This is a genomic window from Lentisalinibacter orientalis, assembly GCF_040706535.1.
In the GTDB taxonomy this organism is placed as follows: Bacteria; Pseudomonadota; Gammaproteobacteria; order Steroidobacterales; family Woeseiaceae; genus Lentisalinibacter; species Lentisalinibacter orientalis.
Genome location: NZ_JAPDRJ010000001.1, coordinates 1,237,961 through 1,259,880, shown reverse-complemented (window position 1 = coordinate 1,259,880; position 21,920 = coordinate 1,237,961). Strand labels below are relative to the sequence as shown.

Below are 21,920 nucleotides of genomic sequence, written 5' to 3'. Positions count from 1 at the left end.
GCCGGACCGCAAAAATACAGCGGGGGTAAGGGCCCGGAACTGCAGTGGAGAGGCCGGGCCTTCTGCTATTCTCGCCCCATGGCCGAGTTCACCGAACTGCCCTGCGGCGCTGCCGACGGGGCCACGTCCACGCTCGTCGCCCACGAGCCCGACGGTCTCGCCGCCGAGGCGCCGGTCTTCCTGGTCACGCCGGCGATGGCGCTGGCGGGGAGCTTCTACCGGCCGCTCGCCGCGCCCATGGCCGCCGCCGGGCTGCGCCTGGTCGCCATGGACCTGCGCGGGCACGGCACCAGCAGCGTCCGTCCGGATCGGCACACCGACTTCGGCTACCGGGAACTGCTGGAGCTGGACTGGCCCGCCGCCATCGCCACGGTGCGCAAGCGCTATCCGGCGGCGCCGATCGTCCTGCTCGGCCACAGCCTCGGCGGACAGGTGAGCCTGCTCTATGCCGGCGCCAACCCGGGCAGCGTGGCCGCCGTGGTCACGGTGGCCACCGGCTCCATCTGGTGGCGCGCCTTCCCGGCACCACGGCGCTACGTCTTCCTGCTGGCCACCCAGTTCATCGCCGCGGCAGGCAGGCTGCTCGGCAGCTACCCGGGCCATCGTCTCGGCTTCGGCGGCCGGGAGGCCCGCAGCCTGGTGGGCGACTGGGCGCATCAGGCCCGCACCGGCCGTTATCGGGCGAAGGACTCCGACACCGATTACGAGGCGGCGCTGGGGGAGATGCGAGAGCCCGCGCTCCTGATCTCCGTGGCGGGTGACGACTTCGCCCCCGCCTCGGCGGCCGATCACCTGGCGTCGAAGCTGCCGCCGGAGAAGACGACGCGGCTGCATCTGGACGAGGCGGTCTTCCGCGAGTCGAGCAATGCCCACTTCGGCTGGGTGAAGCGCCCCGGCCCCGTCGTGGATGCGATCGCGGGCTGGATGGCAGACAGCGGAATAGCCCGACCGTGAACCTGGAAGTCACGCTGCTGTTCGCGCTGATAGCCGGCGTCCTCGTGATGCTGATCTGGGGCCGGTGGCGTTACGACATCGTCGCCTTCGCCGCCCTGGTGATCGGTGTCATCGCCGGACTGGTACCGAGCGACGAGGCATTCTCCGGCTTCGGCCACCCGGCAACCATCGTCATCGCCCTCGTGCTGGTGCTGAGCCGGGCCCTGTCGAACGCCGGCGTCGTCGACCTCGTGGTGTACTACCTGGTGGACAAGTCCCGCCGCCTCGGCGGCCACATCGCGGTGATGGCCTCCCTGTCGGCCTCACTCTCCACGCTGATGAACAACGTGGCGGCGCTGGCGCTCCTGATGCCCGTGGACATGGAGGCCGCGAGGAAGGCGAAGCGTACGGCCGCACGCACGCTGATGCCCATGTCCTTCGCCAGCATCCTCGGCGGCATGGTGACGCTGATCGGCACGCCGCCCAACATCGTCATCGCCGAGTACCGTGCCGATGCGCTCGGCGAGCCCTACCAGATGTTCGACTTCACGCCGGTGGGCCTCGCCTGCGCCGTCGTCGGCGTGGCCTTCGTGGTGCTCGCCGGCTGGCGGCTGCTGCCGGAGGGCGAGCTCAAGCCCCAGGAAGAAGACGGCGTGCTCACCGGCTACATCGCCGAACTCGAGGTGCCCGAGGATTCGGAGGTGATCGGCAAGCGCGTGCGCGAGCTGGACGAGGTGGCCGAGAACAACGACGCCGCCGTCATCGGCCTGGTGCGCCAGGGCAAGCGCATGCCGGGCTTCGCCCGCATCGTCGAGATCCGCAAGGGCGACGTGCTGGTGGTGGAGGCGAACCCCGAGGGCATCGACAAACTCGCCGACAAGCTCGGCCTCGAGCTGAGCGGTCAGCCGAAGACCGAAGATGCCGAGACGCCCGAGGACCTCGCCCTGCTGGAGGTGGCGGTACCCGTGGGCGCCCGCATCGCCGGGCGTTCGGCCAATTCCCTGCGGCTCCTGTATCGCCACGGCGTTGCACTCATGGGCGTCGCCCGCCAGGGCCGGCGCTTCCGCGACCGGGTGCGCAAGGTGGACATCGAGCCCGGCGACGTACTGTTGCTGATGGGGCCGTCGGAGCAGCTGCCCACCGTCGCGCACTGGATGGGCTGCCTGCCGCTGGCGGAGAAGGACCTGCCATCGCTGCAGCGGCGCAAGTCCGGCATTGCAGTGTCCATCTTCGCTGCGGCGATCGTCCTGGCCAGCACCGGCGTGCTGGACCTCACCGTGGCGCTGGCCGCAGCGGTGGTGGGCATGGTGGCGGCAGGCATCATGCCGCTGCGCCAGCTCTACGACTCCATCGAATGGCCGGTCATCGTGCTGCTGGGCTCGCTGATCCCTCTCGGTGAGGCGCTGGAGACCACCGGCGGCACCGGGCTCATCGCCGATACGGTGGTGCAGCATTCCGATGTCCTGTCGCCCGTGATTATCCTGGTGCTGCTGATGGTGGTCACCATGACGCTCTCCGACGTGCTGAACAACGTCGCCACGGCGGTCATCGCCGCGCCGGTGGCCGTGGAGATCGCCCACCGGCTGGGGGTGAACCCGGATACCTATCTCATGGCCGTGGCCGTCGGCGCCTCCTGCGCGTTCCTCACGCCCATCGGCCACAAGAACAATACCCTGATCCTCGGCCCCGGCGGCTACCGCTTCGGCGATTACTGGCGCATGGGCTTGCCGCTGGAGGTGTTGATCGTGCTGGTCGCTACGCCGATGCTGCTGTGGGTCTGGCCGCTCTGAGCGGCGGCGTTGGGAACCCCGCGGGCCTCTGGTAGTCTGCTCTACTTTCCACCGAAAGACTGGAAACCCTCATGAAATCAAGCTATCGCGCAGTCAGACCCGGCCTGCCGGTCACGGCCATGGCCCTGCTGCTGGCGGCCTGCCAGCCGGGCGGCGCACCGGAGACGCCCGCCGCGGGCGCCGACGCGCCCGAAGCATCCGTCGAGACCCGGGGCACCGACACCGCCGACGCCGGCTCCGGCTCCGGCTCCGGCTACCAGGTACCGGTGCGCTACCATACGCTGGACAACGGTCTGAAGGTGGCGATGTCCCGGGATACCACCGCCCCCATCGTCACGGTGGCCGTCTACTACAACATCGGCTTCCGCATCGAGCCCCGCGACCGCACGGGCTTCGCCCACCTGTTCGAGCACATGATGTTCCAGGGCTCGGCGAACCTCGGCAAGATGGAATTCGTGCAGCTCGTGCAGCGCAACGGCGGCGTGCTGAACGGCTCGACCCGGTTCGACTACACCAACTACTTCGAGATCGTGCCGGCCCACAAGCTCGAGACCGTGCTGTGGGCCGAGGCCGACCGCATGGCGAGCCTGGACATCACCCGGGAGAACCTCGCCAACCAGCAGGCGGTGGTGAAGAACGAGGTCAAGGTGAACGTCCTCAACACTCCCTACGGCGGCTTCCCGTGGCTGGACATGCCCCAGGCGGCCAACGAGAACTGGTACAACGCCCATAACTTCTACGGCGACCTGGAGGACCTGGACGCCGCCACCCTCGACGACGTGGCCGACTTCTTCCACAAGTACTACGCGCCCAACAACGCGGCCGTGGCCATCGTGGGCGACATCGACTACGACGAGGCCCTGGCTCTCGTGGACAAGCACTTCGGTGACATCCCGCGCTCGGAAGAAGAGATCGTGCTGCCGGACATCAGCGAGCCGCGCCAGGAGAGCGAGAAGCGCGAGAGCCGGGTCGATCAGCTCGCGACGCGGCCGGGCTATGCCTTCGCCTACCACGTGCCGCCGCGCCTCACGCCCGAGTGGTACGCCATGGGGCTCATCGACCAGATCCTGGTCCAGGGCGAGGACAGCCTGCTGCACCAGGCGCTGGTGAAGGACGCCGGCATCACCTCGTCGGTGTCCGGCGGCATCAACGCCTTCCTGGGCAACATGCTGAACTACAACGGCCCGATGCTCTGGCAGGCCTACCTCATCCACGACAACGACGTCGCCGCCGAGCGCATCACCGGCATCATCGACGAGGTGGTCCAGGGGCTGCGCACGGAGCCGGTGGACGCCGACACGCTGGAGCGAGCGACGGTGAAGTGGCGCTCCTCGTTCTACGACTACCTGGGCAGCATGTACGGCTTCGGCCGCGCGGACGTGCTGGCCTCGCTCTCGCTGTTCGACGACGACCCCTCACTCATCAACGAGTTCGAGCAACGCATCCTGGCGGTCACGCCGGATCTGATCCTGGAGACGGCGAAGGAATACCTGCGGCCGACGAACCGCACGATCTTCGTTCTGGAAGCCGGCGCGGCGGCAGGCGAACAGGAGGAGGCAGGCGATGAGCAGTAAGACAGCACAGCCAATGCGCCGCGGCGCCCTGGCAATCATGGCGACCCTGGCAACGACAGCGGCGCTGGCCGCCCTCCTGCTGACGGCGACGGCCGGAGCGCAGGAGGCGGAGCCGGCGAAAGAGACGCCGCCGCCGGGCGGCGAACCGAAGGACTTCTCGCTGCCGGAGAAAGAGAGTTTCGGCCTGGAGAACGGTCTCGAGGCGACGCTGGTCGGCTTCGGCACGCTGCCGAAGGCCACCGTCAGCGTGGTCGTGCGGGCCGGCAACCTGAATGAGGGCGGTCAGACCTGGCTCGCCGACCTGGCCGGCGACTTTCTCCTGGAGGGCACGGCCAGCCGCAGCGCCGCCGAGATTGCCCGGCAGGCTGCCGCCATGGGGGGCCAGGTGAGCGTCGAGGTGGGCGCCGACCGCACCATCGTCGAGAGCGACGTGCTGGCGGAATATGCGCCGCAGATGACGCGGCTGCTGGCGGACATCGTCCGCAACGCGGCCTTCCCGGCCGCCGAGCTGGAGCGGCTGAAGCGCGACCGTCAGCGCCAGCTGAGCATCGCCGGCACCCAGCCCCAGCAGATGGCACTGGCCGCGTTCCGTAACGCGCTGTACGGCGACCACCCCTACGGCAACGTGCTGCCGGATGCCGAGCAGCTCGCCGCCTACACGCTGGAGGATGCCCGCGGCTTCTACGAGGAGAACTACGGCGCCCGGCGTACCCACGTCTACGTGGCCGGGCAGTTCGACCGGCAGGCGGTGAGCGCCGTCATACGCGAGTCCTTCGGCGACTGGGCGGCCGGACCGGAGATCCTGGTGGACGTGCCCGAGCCCGCCAAGGGCAAGGTGGCGGTGGACATCATCGACCGACCCGGCGCCTCCCAGTCGAATCTGTATCTGGGGCTGCCGGTACCGGACCCCTCCAGCCCGGACTGGATCCCGCTGCAGGTCACCAACACCCTGCTGGGCGGCTTCTTCTCCTCGCGCATCACGAGCAATATCCGCGAGGACAAGGGTTACACCTATTCGCCCTACAGCACGCTCTCCAGCCGCTACCGGGACGCCTACTGGGCCGAGGTGGCCGCCGTGACCACGGAGGTCACCGGCCCCGCCATCGAGGAGATCATGGGCGAGGTCGAGCGGTTGCAGTCCACGGCACCGCCGGCGGAGGAGCTGGACGGCGTGAAGAACTACACCGCCGGCACCTTCGTCCTGCAGAACTCCACCCGCGGCGGCATCATCAACCTGCTGGCCTACCAGGAGCTGCACGAGCTGCCGGACTCCTACCTGACCGACTACGTGAGCAACGTCTTCGCGGTGACGCCGGAAGAGGTGTCGGAGACGGCCGAGCTCTACCTGCGCGAGGACGACATGACCGTGGTCGTGGTCGGCGACCGCAGCCAGATCGCCGAGCAGGTGGCACCCTGGGTCGGCGGCGACGGGGAAGACCAGGACGACCGGAGGTAGTCAGTCCCGTATCCGGCGCGCGGCGTCACCAGCGTGGCGCCGCGCTCATGCCGCCGTCCACGACGAGGTTCGCGCCGCTGACCCAGCGGGCCGCGGGGCTCAGCAGATAGACGATGGCGTCGGCCACATCCGTGCCGGTGCCGAGCGTGCCCAGCGGCACCTTCTCCCGCCAGCGGCGCACGCCCTCCGGCCAGGCCTCCGCCAGGCCCTCCCGGTCGATCAGCCCCGGCGAGACCGCGTTGACCCGGATGCCCGCCGGGCCCAGCTCCATGGCGCTCGCCCGGGTCAGCATGAGCAGACCCGCCTTGCTCGCCGCGTAATGGGCGTGGTTCGGCGCCGGATCCAGCCCCTCGACAGAGGCCACGTTGACGATGGCGCCGCCGCGCCCGGCCGCCTGCCAGCGGGCAGCCATCTCCCGCGTGATCAGGAAGACGCCGTCCAGGTTGGTGGCCATCAGCCCGCGCCATTCGTCCGCGCCGATCTCCGCGAAGGCCGTGACGTCCTGGCGGGCGGCCATGTTGACCACGCCGTCCGGCAGGCCGCCCCGCCGCTCCAGCTTGCCGAGCAGCCCGCGGATGCCTTGCTCCCCCGAAAGGTCGGCGCCGACGGTAAACGCCCGGCCGCCCTGCTCGACGATACGCCGGGCCAGGGCATCCGCACGCTCGCCCGCCGTGTGGTAATGCACGATGACGCCCGCGCCCGCCTCGGCCAGGCGCAGCGCGGTCGCGGCGCCGATGCCGCCGGCGCCGCCGGTCACGAGCACGGTCTGCCCGGCGAGGGAGAAGGCTTCGAGGCTCACGCCCGCCCTATTCCTGCGGCCAGTCGAGATCGAAGGGAAACGGGCGTTCCTCGGTGTTGAAGGTGAGGTAGCGCACGATCTGATAGGTGTAGGTGGCGAGCTGCTGGCCGAAGCGCTTCAGGTTCTCGTTCGTCCCGGCGGTGAACAGCACCCAGAAAAACTGGACCACCACCACGGCACCGAGCACGACGCGCGAGACGCCATAGAGAAAGGCGATCACCACCATGAAGAACAGCCGCAGCCAGGTGGACCGCGACTTCACGTTCTCTTCCAGGGGACGCTGCGCCCCGGGGCCGGTCCTTTCGTCGCTCATGTCGGCTCCTCCTTTACTCCGCCGGATTCTACTACCCGGCGGCGGATTCGCCAGTCGCCCTCCCGTCCGCATGCCCGTCGTCGGCCGCCGCACCGAAGCCGTAGAGCGCCGCGTCCCGGTCGGCCCGCCAGCGTTCGTGCACGGCCTCGAGGCCGCCGGCGGCCCGGATCGCGTCCGGCACCTCGCCGGGCCCGATCGCGCCGATATCCATGAGCCCGAGCGACCAGCCGATCGCCGACTCGTAGCGCGCGCGGCGTGAAGACCGCACGTCGGGCCAAAGCAGCCGGGCGAGTGCCGCGATGGGTTTGTTCTCGGCGCTGCGCAGCAGCCCCGCCTCGCCCAGCAGCGAGGCCCACTCGGCCGGATGCTCCCGGGCACTCACGTACAGCGAGATTGCGCGCCCCACTTCCTGCACGGCCCTCTCCTCCCGGGAGGCACGCTCCCCGGCGAGTATCCGGCGCGGGTCCTCGGCACCGCCGGTGATCCGCCGGTCCGCCGGGATCAGGTCGAAAATGAGGTGGATCCGGTCCGATTCGGAGTCGTTGCAGGCATCGTGCACGGCCTTGTTGTCGAACCACCAGAGTTCGCCCTCGCGCATGCGCACGCTCTCGCCGCCCGCGCGGAGCAGGCTGCCCTTCTCGCTGCGGATCACCAGGTGATAGCGGTCACGGTAGCGGTAGTACTCTCCGCGGTCCGTGTGCGGCAGCACCGTCTTGCCGGGCGGCAGCCGGGCGTAGCGGGCGCGGCCCAGGCTGCCGTTGCGCTCGGCGGCGAACGCCTCGATCAACGCGACGGTGGCGGGGAAGCTGGCGGACAGCGACGTGTAACGGCTCTCGTGCACGTCCCGGCGCCGGCGGCCGCGGATGCGCGAACGGCGCAGGCCGCGGATCGGGATGGCGTTGGTATGGCGCTGCGCGGGCGCGGTGAGCTGGCGCCCGGGCTGCGCGACCCACAGCGCATCGTGCTCCGCCAGCTCCGCCAGCAGCGGCTCGAGGTCGACCTGCTCCCGGACGCGGTGAAAGTGCCGCATGGCCCGACTCCTACAACGCCGCCTGGAAGCGGAACATCAGGATGGAGCCGTCCTCGTCGATGCCGTCCGGGTTCGGCGCGGCATCGTAACGGCTGTAGTTCACCGAGACCCGCAGCTGCTCGTTGAGATGGAGCGAGACCGCCGCGGTGATCTGGGATTGCTCGCCGCCGGTCACGGGGCCGTCCTCCAGGTCCAGGGTGCTGTAGCGGGCCGAGAGCTCCAGCGCGCCCCAGTCCCCTTTCGGACGGACGGACGTGGGCACGCCGCGGGAGCGGCTGTAGCGGTAACGCTCGCCGGTGACGATCCAGCCGGCCTGCACGTAGCCGCCGGTGAAATCGGCCTCGTTGGGGCCGCCGCTGAGACCCATGCGCATGAACTCCGACTGCAGCCGGACGTTGTCGAGGATGCCCATGAACTCGATGCCCGTGGTCCAGAGGGCGTCCACGCCGGCGAGACGGTCCGTGTTGACCAGGCGCTCGTCGGTCAGGCGCGACTCCGGGCGCGAGCGGATGCGCACGTCCTCGTTCGAATCCACGGAGCGGTACTCCTGGGCCAGGCCGAGGTGCAGCACCCGGCGCTTCTTGCGGATGGGCGCCCAGGTCACCCGGCCGATCACCGACGTGCCGTCGACGGTGCGCCGGTCGAGATCGCTGAGCTCGTCGCCGAACACGCCGGCGGTGGCGCTCCAGTCGTCGCCCCAGGCCCGCAGCGAGACGCCGGTGAGCATGCCCGGGCTGAGAGCGGAGGCCAGCGAGCGCTCCATGAAGGCCAGGTCGTTGCTGCTGGCCAGATCGTCCAGGGAGAACGGCGCCACCTGATTGCCGATGGTGAGCCGCTTGCGGCTCCAGCCCCGGTAGCGCACATACAGATTGCGCCAGCCCTCGACGATGCCGACGTCGTAGTCCGCCCGGAACTGCCAGTCGTCGTAGCGGGCCCGCAGGATGGCGCGGGCGCGGCGGAAGTCCTGCTCGTCCTCGAGCACCGTCACGTCGTCGTCGTAGCGGGCGACGTCGTAGTGGATGCGCCCGCCCATGCTGAGGTAACGGTCGTCGTCCCACTCGATCTCGAGGCCGTCGTCCAGGCTGAACGACGTCTCCGCAGCCGCGGCCGTGAGTGTCGGCGCCGCGCCGGCCAGGAACCCGAACAGCAGTATGCGGCACGGTAGCGTGTGCATGATTCTCTCCATGATCAATCGAAAGGTGTGTAAGCGCCCGCCGCCGCGACGCGGGGATAAGGCGAGTCGGGGGTTGCCGACGCCTGCGGCTGCAGTGCGTCGAAGAAGTCGGTGACGCGGCGGGCGAGTCCGCCGCTGGCATAGCATTCATTCCAGTCGTGCCCAGCGCCGGGCAGGATCACGAGTTCGCAGGCGAGCGCTCCCGGCGTCTTGCGGGCCTGCCGGTTCACGGACTCCACCCAGGCCGTAGCGCGCGTGAGCCGGTTGTCGCCCTGCTCGCTGTCAAGGCGGCGGTTGGAGCGCAGGGAGTCGTCCCGCTCCACGTCCCGGTCACCCACCAGCACGCATTTCGGCAGGCCCAGGAAGCCGGGGTAGTCGATGGCGAGCGAGCCGGGCAGGCGGCCGGGCGCGAGACCGTAGGGGAAGCTCGCGGCGCGGCTCGGGAAGGTGTACCAGCCGGCCGCGGCCATCGCCAGGGCGGCCACCCGACCGGGCCGCACCAGTGCATAGCGGTGCGCGAACTGCGCGCCGCCGGAGAAGCCGAACAGCAGGGACGGCCGGTCCATGACGGTCTCGTCGAGGATCGCATCCAGCGCGGCCGCGGCATGCAGCCGCCGGTTCGACGACCGCAGGCGCTGGTAGCCGCGGTAGCGCCGGCGGTCGTATAGCGGCGCGATCAGCTCCGTGCCGGTGCTCTCGGCCCACGGCACGAAGGCGTCCAGATGGCCCCGCGCGTGGCGGCTGATGCCGTGGACGCACACCATGGGCAGCCGCGCGGGATCCGGGTTGCGCGGCAGGAAACGCAGATAGCGGGTGCGGGGGTCGAGCGCCAGCTTGCGTTTCACGATGAGGCCGCCGCCGGCGGTATGAGTGGTCATGGCCGGCGCTCAGGCGACTTCAGCGGCGGCGTGCGCACGGTCGGAGGCCACCGAGCCGTCGGCGGCCAGTTCGATGACGCGGCCCGCCGCCTCCAGCAGCCGCGGGTCGTGGGTCACGATCACGACGGTGCCGGGAAAGCCGGCGATGATATTGCGCACCACCCGAAGCGTATCGGTGTCGAGATGGGCATCGATCTCGTCCAGCAGCAGGAGGCCGGGCTCCGGCCACAGCGCCCGCGCCAGGGCGAGCCGCTGACGCTCGCCGCTGGAGAGATTCAGCCCGGCCTCGGCGATGCGGTCCGGGGAATCGCCGCCCTCCTCCAGGAGATGTTCGAGCCGGCAGCGGCGCATCAGACTGCGGAAGGCCTCCGGCGTCATGCCGCGGCTGCGATAGCTGACATTGCGCCGCACGGACCCGCGGATGAGCGGGAGATCCGGCCCGACGATGGCGACGTGGCGGCGGATGTCCCGGTTGCGTACCCGGGCCAGGTCCTGGCCGTCGAGGAGCACCCGGCCGGCCACCGGCGCCTGCAGCCGGGCCGTGACGGCGAGCAGCGAACTCTTGCCGCAGCCGTTCGGGCCGGTGATCGCGATGACGCTGCCGGCCTCGACCGCCAGCTTCAGAGGGGCTGCGCCCGGGCAGGCGACCACGCCTTCGTAGCGCAGCTCGCCGGCGGCCCGGCGCAGGCGGCGGCCGGTGCGATTGCGGGGCAGCCGCGGCCAGCGCAGGAAGGCGCGGATGCGCTCGCGCGCCACGTCGGCCGCCTGCCAGTATTCGAACACCCGGCCGAGATCGCGGATGGGCGTGGTCAGCCAGGCGACCACGGTCAGGGCGGCCACCATCTCGGCGGCGTCGAGCCGGCCGGCCCCGCCGACCAGCACGGCCAGCAGCGCGCCGGAGCCGAGCAGCTGCACCAGGCTGCGGACCCGGCCCACCAGACGGGCGCGGTCCCCGGCGGCGTGGATCAGTTTCTCGCCACGGCTGTCGAGCCTGCGCCGCTCCCGGGACTCCTTGCCGTGGGCCTGGACCGACGGCACCGCCTGCATCATCTCGGTGACGAAGCGCGCCAGCTGACCGCGCCGGTTGCGCAGGCGCCGGTTGGCATCCGCGAGGGGACCGGCCAGAAGGGCGGCACCGAACCCGCCGACTACCACGAGGCCCGCCGCCATCGCGCCGAGCAGCGCATCCATCCAGGCCAGCACGGCGACCGCAGCCACGAGCAGCGGCAGCGCCACCAGCAACTGGGCGAGTCCCCGGCTTACCCAGGTCTTGATGGCCTGCAGGTCGCCGACGAAGCGCACCAGTGCGCCGCCTTTCGGCTTGCCGGCCAGCGTGCGCGACGGCACGCCGAGCAGATGATCGAACAGCCGCAGCCGCAGCCCGTGCACGAAGACCTGGCCGAGTTCCTCGGCGTCCACACGCTCGCGTCCGCGCAGCCACGCGCCGGCCAGCGCGGCGGTCACCAGGACCGCCAGCGTGACGCCGCCGGCGCCACCGCCCACCACCGCCTTCGCACCCAGCGCCAGGGCGACCGTGCAGGCCGCCTGCCCCAGCGCGTTCGCCATCAGCGCGGCGAAGCGGGCAGGCGCCGCCCGGGCCGCCGCGCGGACGTCCAGGGCGAGGCTGTCAGCCTGCGACGGCATCGCGCAGTTCCGTGCTGCCGTGCTCGCAGGCGAGCAGCGAGCGGGAGACATAGCGGTCGGACAGCCCGTCGAGGCCGATCACCGGCGGTTCCACCAGGTCGGCGGTCTCGCGCATGGCCAGCGGCGCAGCCGTCAGCAGACCGGAGACGGCAATGACGTCGTGGCCGCGCTCGCGCAGCCAGTCCACACCCGCCCGCGCGCCCATCGCATCCTGGGCACAGAACACGACGCCGTCGATCGCCCGACGCAGCCAGTCGGCGCCGAGCAGCGCCGCGGTCTCGGACTGGACCAGGCCGTCGGCCACTTCGACCACGGCCACGTCGATGCCGCTGCGGCCGAGTTCCGCGATCAGGGTCTCGTAGATGCGCCGGATGGCGGCCTCTCCCACACGGTAGGTGGATACGTAACCGGCGTCGGTGAAATCGAACACCGGTTCCGCGCCGGCGTCCTTCATCAGGAAGTAGTCGTTGCAGGCACCCGTGCCGGTGATCTTCGCGGCGCCCACGCGCAGGCCCGCCCGGGTCAGCCCGCGCACCAGATGGGCACCCGCCGTGGTCTTGCCGGAGTCCATGGAAGTGCCGGCCACGACGATCACGCGGGGCGGCGCCTCGCCGCCGGAACCCGCCGGCAGCGTGTAGCGGCGCAGGTTGAGCGTATTGCCGTGCTCGTCGGCCAGGATGCCCAGCGCCTCGATCTCGGTGGGACCGCGGTGGATGCGCTGATGCCAGTTGACCGCCTGGGCGGCGACGCCGCCGGAGGCCACCAGATGACAATGGCCGATGGTGCGCGGCACGTAGGCCTCGAACTGCTGGGGCGCATAGCGGTCGCCGTAGCAGACCACGATCTCGTCGCCGTGGAACAGTTGCACGCGTCGCCCGCGCGCGCACTGCAGCTTGCCGTGGTGGCGGATGCGCTTGACCCGGGCCAGGACCAGGTCGCCGGCGGCGGGCCGGGCGTCCGTGACCAGCACCTTCGCATCCTCCAGCGGCACCCGCCGGGTCACGAACGCCGCGCGCGCCGCCCGCAGGCGACCGGCCTCCAGCGGACGCACCGAGCCCGCGGGGAGAGCCGATGGAGCCGGGCCCACCCGGATATCCACAGTTCCTTTGGTCGTCATCACATCAGTCCTCCACCTCGAACTCGACTTCCTCGGCCGTCAGTACGCTGCCGTCCCAGGTGCCCTCGACGTCGACGATCCGGCCGACCGCATTGGCGAAGAACTCCGCTGCCGTGATCTCCGTGTCGCCGTCTTCGAACTCCGTCTCGCCGTTGGTGCGTACGGTGACGCCGAGCAAAATGAAGTCCGGATTGCCGACTGATTGCACCCGGGCCTGCAGTTCGACGCCGTCGTCGCCGTCGTCGTCGCGCTTCAGCAGCACCGCTGTCGCCTCGGAGGTGCCGGATTCGCTGCCGCCGATCTCCACGAAGTCACCCACGTTGATGTCGGCGAGCGAGAAGCGGCGCAGGTCGAGGTCGCTGTCGTCCTCCAGCCGCGTGCCGTCCTCGATGACCACCGTGATGCCGAGGGTCTGCAGCGTGCCCGCTGCGGCGTCCACCGCCTCCACGGTGGCCTCGATCTCCACCACCTTCTCCGGCTCGAATTCCACTTTCGTGGCCAGCAGACTGCCGCCGGCCCGGGCCACGGCATCGACGTCCACCCGCGCGCCCTCGACGATGTCGGCAGGGCCGCCGCCCTCGTACACGGTGGCGCCGTCGGTGCTGACGGCGATGCCGTTCACCTCGAACTCGTCGCCGGAGACGACCGCGGTGACGATGCCCTCGATCTCGGCCAGGTCGTCGTCGTCGGCGCCAAGGTCGTCGGTGACCCGCTCGACCTTGGTCGCCGGCAGCTCGCCGCCGGCGGCCAGGGCGTTGCCCTCCACCTCCACCACCTGGCCGTCGGCCAGATCGGCGCCGTCGAAGTCCTCGAACGTCGCGGCCGAATAGTCGATGGACAGACTGCCGATGCTGAACGTCTGCGCCGAATCGTCGAGGTTGCTGACGACGCCGACCACCTGCACGTCGTCGCCGTCGTCGGGTTCCACGCGGGTAGCGATGATGCGCCCGTCCGGAGAGAGGAAGCCGTCCACGCGTACGGCCTGATCGACGCTCAGGCCGTCGATGGCGTTGTTCGGCACCGCATCGTCGAAGGCCGTGTCGACCTCCACCTTTACGGTCTGGCCCAGCACCACGAACGTACCGGCGACTAGGTCGATGCTATCGATCCGCCCGCGCAGCAGATCGTCGGTCACCACGGTGGCCGCCGTCGCATTGCCGTCGTCGTCGACCTCTCCGGCGACGAACACGATCTCGCCGGTCTTGAGATCGTCTTCCGTGGCCGGCTCGTCATCCACCTCGATGGTGGCGCCGGAGGTGTCGAAGCGCACGCCGTCCACGATCACGCTGCCGAACCCGCTGATGGAGCCGAGCACGCGGAGACCGCTGCGGTCGATGCCGCCGGTGTCGCCACCGCCGTCGTCTGGCGGCGGCGGGGCGATGCTGCCGGAGCCGCCGCCACCGCCGCCGCAGGCGGCAAGCGCGAAGGCCGCGAGGAGTGTTGTGAGCAATTTCGGGGAGGGGGATGCCATGGGGAATCTTCCTTGCGTTGAGTGCGTCAGTGAGTGTCTTGTGGATGTTCGAAGAGGTAGACGCCGACGCCGATGCGGCTGGCGGCTTCTTTTCCGTTTCTGTTGCCGCTGCCGGACGAAGTGTCGAGCTCGTTCTCGCTCAGCCAGGCGTCCACCCGCTCGAGGAAGGCCTGACCCTCCTGCTGCAGGAGGGCATTGAGCTTGTCGGCGGCGCCGCGGGGCATCTGATTATTGGAAGCGAAGCCCTCGAACCAGCCTTCGCTGCGCTCGGGGTTCAGGTTGTGCGCCAGTGAAACCCCGTGGTCGTGCAGTGCCTGGCCCATGTGGCGGACGATATCGGCGTCGGCGGCATTACGCAGGTAGTCGCGCCGCATCGCCCGGTAGCGGCCGTCCGCCGCGGCTTCCATGAGACCCAGGTCCAGCATCTCCTTGGTGATGGCCCGGTCCGGGATGTCGCCGGCATAGCGGTGCGTCAGCCGGTGGAATTCGGCCTCGTCCAGTTGCCGGGGCCGGCCGCCTTCGGAGAACTCGGGATCCTTGTGCCACCCCGTCAGCACCCGCGATATGCGGCTCTTTGGCTCGATCGCCAGCGGGGTCTCGCTGTCGAGTCGCTTGCGGATCTCGCCCACCTCGCGGCGGCTGAGCCCCGTCATGAGGGCCACGCGGGAGGCGTTGGTGGGCCTGCCGTGGACGCCGTAGTCCTCTCTGGCGATCTCGACGAATACCAATTTCGCTATCTCCGCGAACTCTTTCCAGCTGATGCCGAGCCTGAGCAGTATCCGGATCACCGGCCGCAGCAGGCGGCGGCAGGCATTTCTCGCGATCTCTGTCAGGTCAGAACTCATGTGTGCAATTTACGCACACATCAGACCGCCATGCAACCCCCGCCGGAAATTTTGGGCGGCAGGGCCCGCAACGGTCCGCGGCGTATCGCGAACCGGAGCAGCGGAGACTTCGCGCGCCACGGCGCGGATGCCGTTGCGACCAGGGCTGCAGGATTTACATAAGCGGCCGCGGACGCCGCTAACTGCATGATTCGGGCGTCACAGGGGCGGGCCGGCCCTGTCGCCGGTTTGCGACAGGTTGATTCCTGCGCATATAGGACGAAAATGCCCATTACAGTCACTCGATAACCGACGAGAGCGAATCATGATGAACACGACTTCCTGGCGGCGCGGCATTGCCGCGTTCTCCGTACTCTTCCTCCTCGCCGGTTGCGGCGGCGGGGGCGGCGGCAGCCCCGCGGCAACCGAGCCCGACCCGGATCCGGCGCCGCCGCCGAGTTCGTGGGCCAAGACCGGCACCGTCGGCATCATGTTCACCGATGGCCCCACGGACCGCTTCGACCAGTTCCTGGCCGAGATCCGCGAGATCCGCCTGCTCGGCGACAGCGGCGACGTGACCATCTTCTCGATACCCGACGGCGAACCCGCCGAGGTGGTCGACTTCCTGCAACTGGGCAGCTTCAACGAGCTGTTCACCGTTGCCGAGGACGTCCCGGCCGGCGACTACGACAAGATCCGGCTGATCCTTGACGATCTGACCATCGTGGATCTCGACACGGACCCGGTGGAGGAGTACTCGGTCAAGCTGCCGGGCAACGGCAAGGTGGACCTGAATCCCCGCGGAACCTTCTTCGTCACGCCGGGCGCAACGCTGCTGGTCGAGATCGACGTGGATGCGAAGAAGTCGCTCAAGGTGGTCGAGGCCGGCAACAGCGAGAAGTACCTTTTCCGTCCCGTCGTCTTCGTGAAGATCAGCGAGGAAGGCTCGATGGAACCGGGCACCAAACTCACTCGCATCTTCGGCTCGGTGGAGTCGATCAGCGACACCGAAGACAGCTTCGTCCTGTGTCAGCAGGCCCGCGCGTCCGACAACGACGGCGACAGCGACGACGACAGCGACTCCGACCGTGGCGGTGATGACCGCGACAACAACAAGTGCGTCACCGTCCTCGCTAGCGGCGAGACCGGCATCTTCGGCACCGACGGTACGCCGGCCCTGTTCGGCGACATCGTCGTCGGCGAGCCGCTGACCGCGATCGGCCGGCTGCGGGCCAGCAACGAGACGCCGGCCGATGACGGCGACACCGACGGCGATTCGGACAGCGATTCGGATAGCGATACCGACAGCGGCGACGGCAACGGCAACGGCGGCGACGACGATGGAGACACCGACGGCGACAGCGACGGCTCCGAAGACTCGGCCGACTCCGATTCCGACACGGACAGCGACAGCGACTCTTCCTTCGACGACGACGATCTGATCCTCGACGCCTACGTCATCGAACTCGGCGACATGGGCACGTTCGAGCGCCTGAACGGCGAGATCACCGAAGACATCGACGTCGACGACGCGTTCGGTCTGGCCATCGCGCCGGGACAGGGCTTCGGCGACGACACCGTCGTCACCGGCCTGTACCAGGACGGCACCGGCATCTTCAACAAGGCCGGCGAGCGTCTGGCCAGAGAGGATCTCCTGCGCGGCCAGGTCGGCCACTTCGAAGGCGTGCTCGCCCTCTCCGACGACGAGCCGGACGCGCTCAGGACCTCGTTCATCGTGCTGGATCCGGAAGCCGCAGTCGGCGAGACCATCACCGGCACCATCCAGAGCGTGGACACGGAGGCCGGTCAGTTCATCCTGACCACCGCCGAAACCGGCGACCGCCAGGTGTGCGTCGACGACGATACGACCATCACCCTGGTAACGCTCACGGACGAGGGCAGCGAGTCGGCCGAAGCGGAACTCGGCGATCTCGAGGGAGGCCTGGAGGCCGAAGTCTTCGGCGCCGAAGGTGTCGACGGCTGCTTCGAGGCCGAGAGCGTGCGTGCCGAGGTCGATGAGACCACCAACACGGCACCCGTGGCCGATGCCGGCGCCGATCAGACCGTGACCGCGGGCGACACCGTCAATCTGGACGGTTCTGCCAGCTTCGACGACGACGGCGATACGCTCAGCTACAGCTGGGCGTTCGTCTCCGTCCCGGAGGGCAGCGAAGCATCGCTGACGAATGCGGATACGGCCGGCGCCACGTTCACCGCGGACCTGGCCGGCGAGTATGTGGTCGAGCTGGTGGTGAACGACGGCACCGAGGACAGCGCAGCGGACCAGGTCACGATCACCGCAGAAGCTGCGGCGGAGTGACAGGGGCCGCGATCCGGACCATCCGGGTCCTCGTGATCTAGACTCGCCATCCACACTCGTGGTCTAGACTAGGGGGCGGGCTCCAGCGGGGCCCGCCCCTTTTCTTTGTGGAGTGCCTCTTGCGCGTCACCGGCTGGATCATCGCCAACCTGATCATCGCGGCGCCGGCCGCCCTCGCCTGGTGGCTGGACACGCGCCATGCCGATCTCTATTACCGCCTCGTCCAGGAGGACCACTGGATGGAGTGGGCCACGGTCTGGGCGTTCCTGCTGGCCGCCGCGGCGGCCGCCTGGGCCGCGCATCACCAGTGGTGGCGCCACCGGCGGGTGCCCTGGTTTCTGCTCGGCCTCGGCGCATTCTGCTTCTTCGTCGCCGGCGAGGAGATCTCGTGGGGCCAGCGGCTGCTCGGCTTCACGCCGCCCGAGTACTTCCTCACCGACAACTTCCAGCAGGAGCTGAACGTCCACAACGTGGTGGCCAGCGACCTGCGCCAGCTCGCCTTCCAGCTCATCGTGCTCGGCTACGGCGTGGCACTGCCGCTCGCCGCCGCCATACCGGCCACCGGCCGCCTGCTGTCGAAGCTGGCCATCGTCGCGCCGCACCCCGCACTGATGTCCGCCTTCGCCGCCACGGCCGCCTTCTACGCCGCCTATCCCTTCGAATACGCCGGCGAATGGGCCGAGCTCATGCTCGGCCTGGGCATGCTGACGGCGATCGCGGCCAACGCCCTCGAACTCCGCGGGGGAGCGCGTTCGGGCCGCTCCGCCGTCACCGTCGCCGCCGCCGGCGCGGCCCTGGCGGCGCTGGCGGGCTACGCGACGCTGCACTCCACCCGCCTGCTGCACGCGGATGCGCAGGAACTGCGGCGCGCGGCAGAGACGGAGCTGCGGGTGCTCGCCACCGATTTCACCCATGAGCGCGTGCGCACCCGCTGCGGCGTGCACAAGCGGGTGTACACCTTCCGCGTGGAATGGGGCCAGAGCTACGTGAGCGAAGGGCGGTTCGCGAATCTCACGGGGGAGGGGCTGGATGCCACCCGGGCACGCTACTTCCTGGACCCCTGGGGCCTGCCCTACTGGGTGCGCCACGAATGCGCAGGCGGCGGGGAGATGCGCTTCGTCTACTCCTTCGGGCCGAACCGCAGGCGGGACTCGGCGTCGCGGGAGATCCGGGGTGACGACGTCGGCGTACTCATCGAAGCCGACCGCTGACGGTGACAAGTCCGTATTGCGTCCGCCTCCACGCCGGGAGGAGTCTCGGAGAACAATCATGCCGCCGGCGGACACGAACCGAGGGACGGAGGCGCGAAGCGCCGGCAGGCGGAGGAGAGCGACATGAAAATCCCCAAATGGTTTCTGCTGCTGTTCACGGCGGCGCTTCTGTTCCTGGCCGGCGTCGGCAGCGTCGATGCCGGAGACTTCCGCAAGTTCCGGGCCGGCCAGCTCACGGTCATGACGCAGAATCTCTACGTGGGCGGCGACATACTGCTGCCGCTGTCGGTGCCGCCCGAGGACTTCGCGGACGCGGCGGCGCTGGTCGTGAGTCAGATCCTCACCACGGACTACCCGCAGCGCGCGATGAAGCTGGCCGAACTCATCCGCGAGGAGCGTCCGCACCTCGTCGGCCTGCAGGAGGTCTACGTGATCCGGCTCTGTCTCGACGAAGCGCTCACGCAGTGTCCCATCGACCTCGACTACCTCGACATCCTGCTGGCCAATCTGAACGCCGAAGGCATGCTGTACCGGGAAGCCGCCTCGGTCACGAACATCGATCTCGCCGGACTGCCGGCCAGCCTGCCTGACGGCACACCCGTCTACGTCGGCCTGACCGACCGGGACGTCACCATCGCGCGCAAGGACGTCCAGACCCGCAATCCGGTGGCGAAGAACTTCGACGCAGGACTTCCTGTGAACAATCCGCTGCTGCCCGGCTTCGACAAGGTGCTGCGCGGCTATACCGCGGTCGAGGCGACGGTGCGCGGACGCGACTACCGCTTCGTGAACACCCACCTGGAAGTCAGCGGCGGCGGCGAGCTGGGACCATTCTTCCGGGCTATCCAGGCCGCTCAGACGGCCGAACTCGTCCAGTTCCTGTACGCGGACGACCACGTCCAGGTCGTGGTCGGCGACTTCAACTCGAGCCCGGACGACGGCCCGTTCGTAGATTGTCTCCTGCCGGACGGCAGCGGCGGGTTCGTCCCCGCGTCCTGCCCGACCCCCTACTATCTGATGGGCCAGGCCACCTACATCGACGTCTGGAACGAACGCGGCGGACGCTGGAGCCCGGGCTACACCTGCTGCCAGGACACACTGCTCGACAACCCGGTCTCGCGGCTCGACGAACGGATCGACCTCATCTGGGTGCGCCAGGCGCCTGACCATTACGGCGGGCCGGCGGTGCGCGGCGTGCGCGCCGACGTCATCGGCGAGGAACCCGACGACAAGACCCTCTATGGACTCTGGCCCTCGGACCATGCGGGCGTCTCTGCCGGCATGACGTTACGCGTGCCCCGCTAGGCGGGCCGATGGAACGCTTCGACTCCCAGGGCTTCAGCATCGCCTACGACGACGTCGGCGAAGGTGATCCCATCATCCTGCTGCACGGCTTCGCGGCCGACCGCATCACCAACTGGAAGGCCACGGGCTGGTACCGGGTGCTGCGCGACGCGGGCTTCCGGGTCATCGCCCCGGACGCCCGCGGCCACGGCCGCAGCGACAAGCCCTCAGAACCGGAGGACTACGCGCCGGAGGGAATCGCGGGGGACGTGATCCGGCTGATGGATCACCTGGAGATCGACCAGGCGGACCTGTTCGGCTACTCCATGGGCGGGCGTAACGCCGGCTGGCTGCTCGCCCATCACGGCGAGCGCTTCCACTCCGTCGTCATCGGCGGCACGGGCATCAACCTGCTGGAACTCGAGGATCCGGAGTACTGGACCTCCCGTGGCTTCAAGCTGACGGCCGACAACAAGAAGACGGAATCGCTCGCGATCCCGGCGATGGTGCCGCTGTACGAGAAGATGACGAAGATCGGCGGGCGTCCGGGCGCGCTGTCCGCGTGCCTGCTGGGTTCGTTCGCCGGTCTTCGCGAGACCGCGTTCGAGGAGGTGGAGACCCCCGCGCTGGTCATCGCCGGCTCCCGGGACACCGTGGCCGGCAGTCCCATCCCGCTGGCGGAGGTGATCCCGGGCGGTAAGGCCGTCATCGTACCCGGCAAGTCGCACCTGTCCTGCGTAACGGATTCCTTCTTTCGCGGCGCGGTGCTCGGCTTTCTCGGCTATCGCTGGGAGCGGGAATAAAAAAAGGAGCCGGCTGACTCAGCACGGCTCCCCTGGTTCGAGGTCGTATAGAGGAATGATCGGGCGGCTGCCGGTCAGGCGGCTACCGGGCACTCCCTCAGCAGCGAGTTCCAGTCGGCACGCGCCTCCTGGAAGCGGGCCTTGGCCTCGGCGACCCGGCGGCGGGCGGACTCGCGGATATCGTCGGAGTAGTGCGATACCTGGCCCTGCAGAACCTTGCGGTGCTCCTTCGCAGCGGCCTCCCAGTCGACCAGGCGCTTGCGCAGACGTTCGTAGCGCTTCGCCGCCTGCTCACCGAAGTTGGCACGCAGGCGATGCGACGCATCCGCCTTCTCCTCCAGCCAGCTGTCCAGCCGCGTCTTCTCGCCGTCCAGCCGGGCGGCCATGATGCGGAAGTCGGACACCCGCTTCAGGTCCCAGGCGAGGCCCAGTTTCTCCAGCAGCGCGATGGTCCACTTGCTGGGGTCGAACTGGTACCAGCGCACGCCGTTGCGGTAGTCGCCGCCGAACCTGTGGTGGAAGTTGTGATAGCCCTCGCCGAAGGTGAGGAATGCCACCAGCCAGTTGTCCTTCGCCGTGGCATCCACGTCGTAGGTGGCCTTGCCGAAAGTATGGCAGACGGAGTTGATGAAGAACGTGGCGTGATAGACCAGCGTGAGGCGCAGGCACACGGCGATCAGCAGTGCGCCCAGCAGGTGCCCGGTCATCCAGCCGATGGCCGCCGGCGTCAGGATTCCTGCCACAGTCGCCCACAGAACGTAGTAGCGGTGCTGGTGCATGATCATCGGGTCGTTCGAGAGATTCTTCACGTTGCTGAAGTCGTTCTCACGCTTCCAGAAGATCAGCCAGCCGATATGGGCGTAGAAGAAGCCCTTCTTGATGCTGTAAGGGTCCTTGTCCGTGTCCACGTACTTGTGATGATCCCGGTGCTGCGACGACCATTCCAGCGCCGACTGCTCGAAGGCCGCCGCGCCGAAAAACAGCATCAGGAATTTCACCACCCGGTTGGTCTTGAACGTGGCATGGGCGAACAGCCGGTGATAGCCGACGGTGATGCCGAGGCCGCTCAGCACGAAGAATGCCAGCGCCAGCCAGATCTCGGCCGCGGCGATGCCATTGTAGTAGATATAGAGCGGCGCGCCGACGACGCCGCCGAGCGTCGTCACGGCGAAGAAGATGATGTTGACCCACTGGAGGCCGGGGGTCGATCTGGATTCGGTCGTCATGATTGGGTGATATACCTGATCTTGGTGGAGTTGCTGCGCTAATTATACGGATTGGACCGCGCCGAACACTGTG

At 69.0% G+C, this 21,920-nt stretch carries 18 protein-coding genes; 8 read left to right on the top strand and 10 right to left on the bottom strand.

The genetic code is table 11. The annotated features are described in order from the left end of the window. Positions 1 to 78: 78 nt before the first annotated feature. The 4 genes from ACJMK0_RS05540 to ACJMK0_RS05525 all read left to right on the top strand — a co-directional run bounded on the left by ACJMK0_RS05540 (position 79) and on the right by ACJMK0_RS05525 (position 5,753). Positions 79 to 954, top strand: coding sequence for an alpha/beta hydrolase family protein (locus ACJMK0_RS05540; RefSeq protein WP_405236300.1), 876 nt, complete (start codon positions 79 to 81; stop codon positions 952 to 954). Then, the gene (locus tag ACJMK0_RS05535) at positions 951 to 2,723 is read left to right on the top strand and encodes an SLC13 family permease (RefSeq protein ID WP_405236298.1); all 1,773 of its coding nucleotides are present in this window, start codon (positions 951 to 953) and stop codon (positions 2,721 to 2,723) included. Before ACJMK0_RS05540 ends, ACJMK0_RS05535 begins: the two co-directional genes overlap by 4 nt. Before the next feature lie 71 nt (positions 2,724 to 2,794). Beyond that, positions 2,795 to 4,297 carry a M16 family metallopeptidase gene (locus tag ACJMK0_RS05530; protein WP_405236296.1) on the top strand — a complete coding sequence of 501 codons (1,503 nt, stop codon included), beginning with the start codon at positions 2,795 to 2,797 and terminating at the stop codon, positions 4,295 to 4,297. Continuing rightward, the gene (locus tag ACJMK0_RS05525) at positions 4,287 to 5,753 is read left to right on the top strand and encodes a M16 family metallopeptidase (RefSeq protein ID WP_405236294.1); all 1,467 of its coding nucleotides are present in this window, start codon (positions 4,287 to 4,289) and stop codon (positions 5,751 to 5,753) included. The genes ACJMK0_RS05530 and ACJMK0_RS05525 overlap by 11 nt, the downstream gene beginning before the upstream one ends. A gap of 25 nt (positions 5,754 to 5,778) precedes the next feature. Here the strand turns inward: ACJMK0_RS05525 and ACJMK0_RS05520 are convergent, their stop codons facing one another. Genes ACJMK0_RS05520 through ACJMK0_RS05480 form a run of 9 tightly spaced genes read right to left on the bottom strand, consistent with a single transcriptional unit; the run spans position 5,779 to position 15,024 of the window. Next, positions 5,779 to 6,552 (bottom strand): SDR family NAD(P)-dependent oxidoreductase, encoded by a 774-nt coding sequence (locus ACJMK0_RS05520; protein WP_405236292.1) that lies wholly within the window; start codon positions 6,550 to 6,552, stop codon positions 5,779 to 5,781. Between the two features lie 7 nt (positions 6,553 to 6,559). Then, positions 6,560 to 6,865, bottom strand: coding sequence for a DUF4389 domain-containing protein (locus ACJMK0_RS05515; protein WP_405236290.1), 306 nt, complete (start codon positions 6,863 to 6,865; stop codon positions 6,560 to 6,562). Between the two features lie 31 nt (positions 6,866 to 6,896). After that, entirely contained in the window at positions 6,897 to 7,895 is a 999-nt protein-coding gene (locus ACJMK0_RS05510; protein ID WP_405236288.1) for an aspartyl/asparaginyl beta-hydroxylase domain-containing protein, read from the bottom strand. A 10-nt stretch (positions 7,896 to 7,905) separates the two neighbouring features. After that, positions 7,906 to 9,069: an OprO/OprP family phosphate-selective porin gene (locus ACJMK0_RS05505; protein ID WP_405236286.1), complete on the bottom strand. Its 1,164-nt coding sequence runs from the start codon at positions 9,067 to 9,069 to the stop codon at positions 7,906 to 7,908. Between the two features lie 14 nt (positions 9,070 to 9,083). Further along, on the bottom strand, positions 9,084 to 9,947 hold the full coding sequence (locus ACJMK0_RS05500) for a hypothetical protein (RefSeq protein WP_405236284.1): 864 nt from the start codon (positions 9,945 to 9,947) through the stop codon (positions 9,084 to 9,086). Between the two features lie 9 nt (positions 9,948 to 9,956). Continuing rightward, a complete protein-coding gene (locus ACJMK0_RS05495; RefSeq protein WP_405236282.1) occupies positions 9,957 to 11,591 on the bottom strand; it encodes an ATP-binding cassette domain-containing protein in 1,635 nt (544 codons plus the stop codon). Next, the gene (locus ACJMK0_RS05490) at positions 11,575 to 12,708 is read right to left on the bottom strand and encodes a hypothetical protein (RefSeq protein ID WP_405236280.1); all 1,134 of its coding nucleotides are present in this window, start codon (positions 12,706 to 12,708) and stop codon (positions 11,575 to 11,577) included. The genes ACJMK0_RS05495 and ACJMK0_RS05490 overlap by 17 nt, the downstream gene beginning before the upstream one ends. Positions 12,709 to 12,712: 4 nt before the next feature. Next, positions 12,713 to 14,179, bottom strand: coding sequence for a DUF5666 domain-containing protein (locus ACJMK0_RS05485; protein WP_405236278.1), 1,467 nt, complete (start codon positions 14,177 to 14,179; stop codon positions 12,713 to 12,715). A 26-nt stretch (positions 14,180 to 14,205) separates the two neighbouring features. After that, the gene (locus tag ACJMK0_RS05480) at positions 14,206 to 15,024 is read right to left on the bottom strand and encodes a DUF6502 family protein (RefSeq protein ID WP_405236276.1); all 819 of its coding nucleotides are present in this window, start codon (positions 15,022 to 15,024) and stop codon (positions 14,206 to 14,208) included. A gap of 304 nt (positions 15,025 to 15,328) precedes the next feature. Between ACJMK0_RS05480 and ACJMK0_RS05475 the strand changes: the two genes are divergently transcribed. The 4 genes from ACJMK0_RS05475 to ACJMK0_RS05460 all read left to right on the top strand — a co-directional run bounded on the left by ACJMK0_RS05475 (position 15,329) and on the right by ACJMK0_RS05460 (position 20,621). After that, positions 15,329 to 17,323 (top strand): DUF4382 domain-containing protein, encoded by a 1,995-nt coding sequence (locus tag ACJMK0_RS05475; RefSeq protein WP_405236274.1) that lies wholly within the window; start codon positions 15,329 to 15,331, stop codon positions 17,321 to 17,323. A gap of 119 nt (positions 17,324 to 17,442) precedes the next feature. Next, the gene (locus tag ACJMK0_RS05470) at positions 17,443 to 18,534 is read left to right on the top strand and encodes a hypothetical protein (RefSeq protein ID WP_405236272.1); all 1,092 of its coding nucleotides are present in this window, start codon (positions 17,443 to 17,445) and stop codon (positions 18,532 to 18,534) included. A gap of 123 nt (positions 18,535 to 18,657) precedes the next feature. After that, positions 18,658 to 19,839 (top strand): endonuclease/exonuclease/phosphatase family protein, encoded by a 1,182-nt coding sequence (locus tag ACJMK0_RS05465; protein ID WP_405236270.1) that lies wholly within the window; start codon positions 18,658 to 18,660, stop codon positions 19,837 to 19,839. Between the two features lie 8 nt (positions 19,840 to 19,847). Beyond that, positions 19,848 to 20,621, top strand: a complete 774-nt coding sequence (locus ACJMK0_RS05460) for an alpha/beta fold hydrolase (RefSeq protein WP_405236268.1) — start codon at positions 19,848 to 19,850, stop codon at positions 20,619 to 20,621. Between the two features lie 74 nt (positions 20,622 to 20,695). On the opposite strand, the gene ACJMK0_RS05455 is transcribed toward ACJMK0_RS05460, so the two are convergent. After that, positions 20,696 to 21,847 (bottom strand): fatty acid desaturase, encoded by a 1,152-nt coding sequence (locus ACJMK0_RS05455; protein ID WP_405236266.1) that lies wholly within the window; start codon positions 21,845 to 21,847, stop codon positions 20,696 to 20,698. Positions 21,848 to 21,920: the final 73 nt, after the last annotated feature.

Bases quoted from the DNA above. Each gene is read 5' to 3' on its own strand.
- ACJMK0_RS05515 (WP_405236290.1), bottom strand. From the start codon at position 6,865: ATGAGCGACGAAAGGACCGGCCCCGGGGCGCAGCGTCCCCTGGAAGAG.
- ACJMK0_RS05510 (WP_405236288.1), bottom strand. From the start codon at position 7,895: ATGCGGCACTTTCACCGCGTCCGGGAGCAGGTCGACCTCGAGCCGCTG.
- ACJMK0_RS05505 (WP_405236286.1), bottom strand. From the start codon at position 9,069: ATGCACACGCTACCGTGCCGCATACTGCTGTTCGGGTTCCTGGCCGGC.
- ACJMK0_RS05525 (WP_405236294.1), top strand. From the start codon at position 4,287: ATGAGCAGTAAGACAGCACAGCCAATGCGCCGCGGCGCCCTGGCAATC.
- ACJMK0_RS05455 (WP_405236266.1), bottom strand. From the start codon at position 21,847: ATGACGACCGAATCCAGATCGACCCCCGGCCTCCAGTGGGTCAACATC.
- ACJMK0_RS05480 (WP_405236276.1), bottom strand. From the start codon at position 15,024: ATGAGTTCTGACCTGACAGAGATCGCGAGAAATGCCTGCCGCCGCCTG.
- ACJMK0_RS05485 (WP_405236278.1), bottom strand. From the start codon at position 14,179: ATGGCATCCCCCTCCCCGAAATTGCTCACAACACTCCTCGCGGCCTTC.
- ACJMK0_RS05475 (WP_405236274.1), top strand. From the start codon at position 15,329: ATGATGAACACGACTTCCTGGCGGCGCGGCATTGCCGCGTTCTCCGTA.
- ACJMK0_RS05495 (WP_405236282.1), bottom strand. From the start codon at position 11,591: ATGCCGTCGCAGGCTGACAGCCTCGCCCTGGACGTCCGCGCGGCGGCC.
- ACJMK0_RS05460 (WP_405236268.1), top strand. From the start codon at position 19,848: ATGGAACGCTTCGACTCCCAGGGCTTCAGCATCGCCTACGACGACGTC.
- ACJMK0_RS05540 (WP_405236300.1), top strand. From the start codon at position 79: ATGGCCGAGTTCACCGAACTGCCCTGCGGCGCTGCCGACGGGGCCACG.
- ACJMK0_RS05530 (WP_405236296.1), top strand. From the start codon at position 2,795: ATGAAATCAAGCTATCGCGCAGTCAGACCCGGCCTGCCGGTCACGGCC.
- ACJMK0_RS05490 (WP_405236280.1), bottom strand. From the start codon at position 12,708: ATGACGACCAAAGGAACTGTGGATATCCGGGTGGGCCCGGCTCCATCG.
- ACJMK0_RS05465 (WP_405236270.1), top strand. From the start codon at position 18,658: ATGAAAATCCCCAAATGGTTTCTGCTGCTGTTCACGGCGGCGCTTCTG.
- ACJMK0_RS05500 (WP_405236284.1), bottom strand. From the start codon at position 9,947: ATGACCACTCATACCGCCGGCGGCGGCCTCATCGTGAAACGCAAGCTG.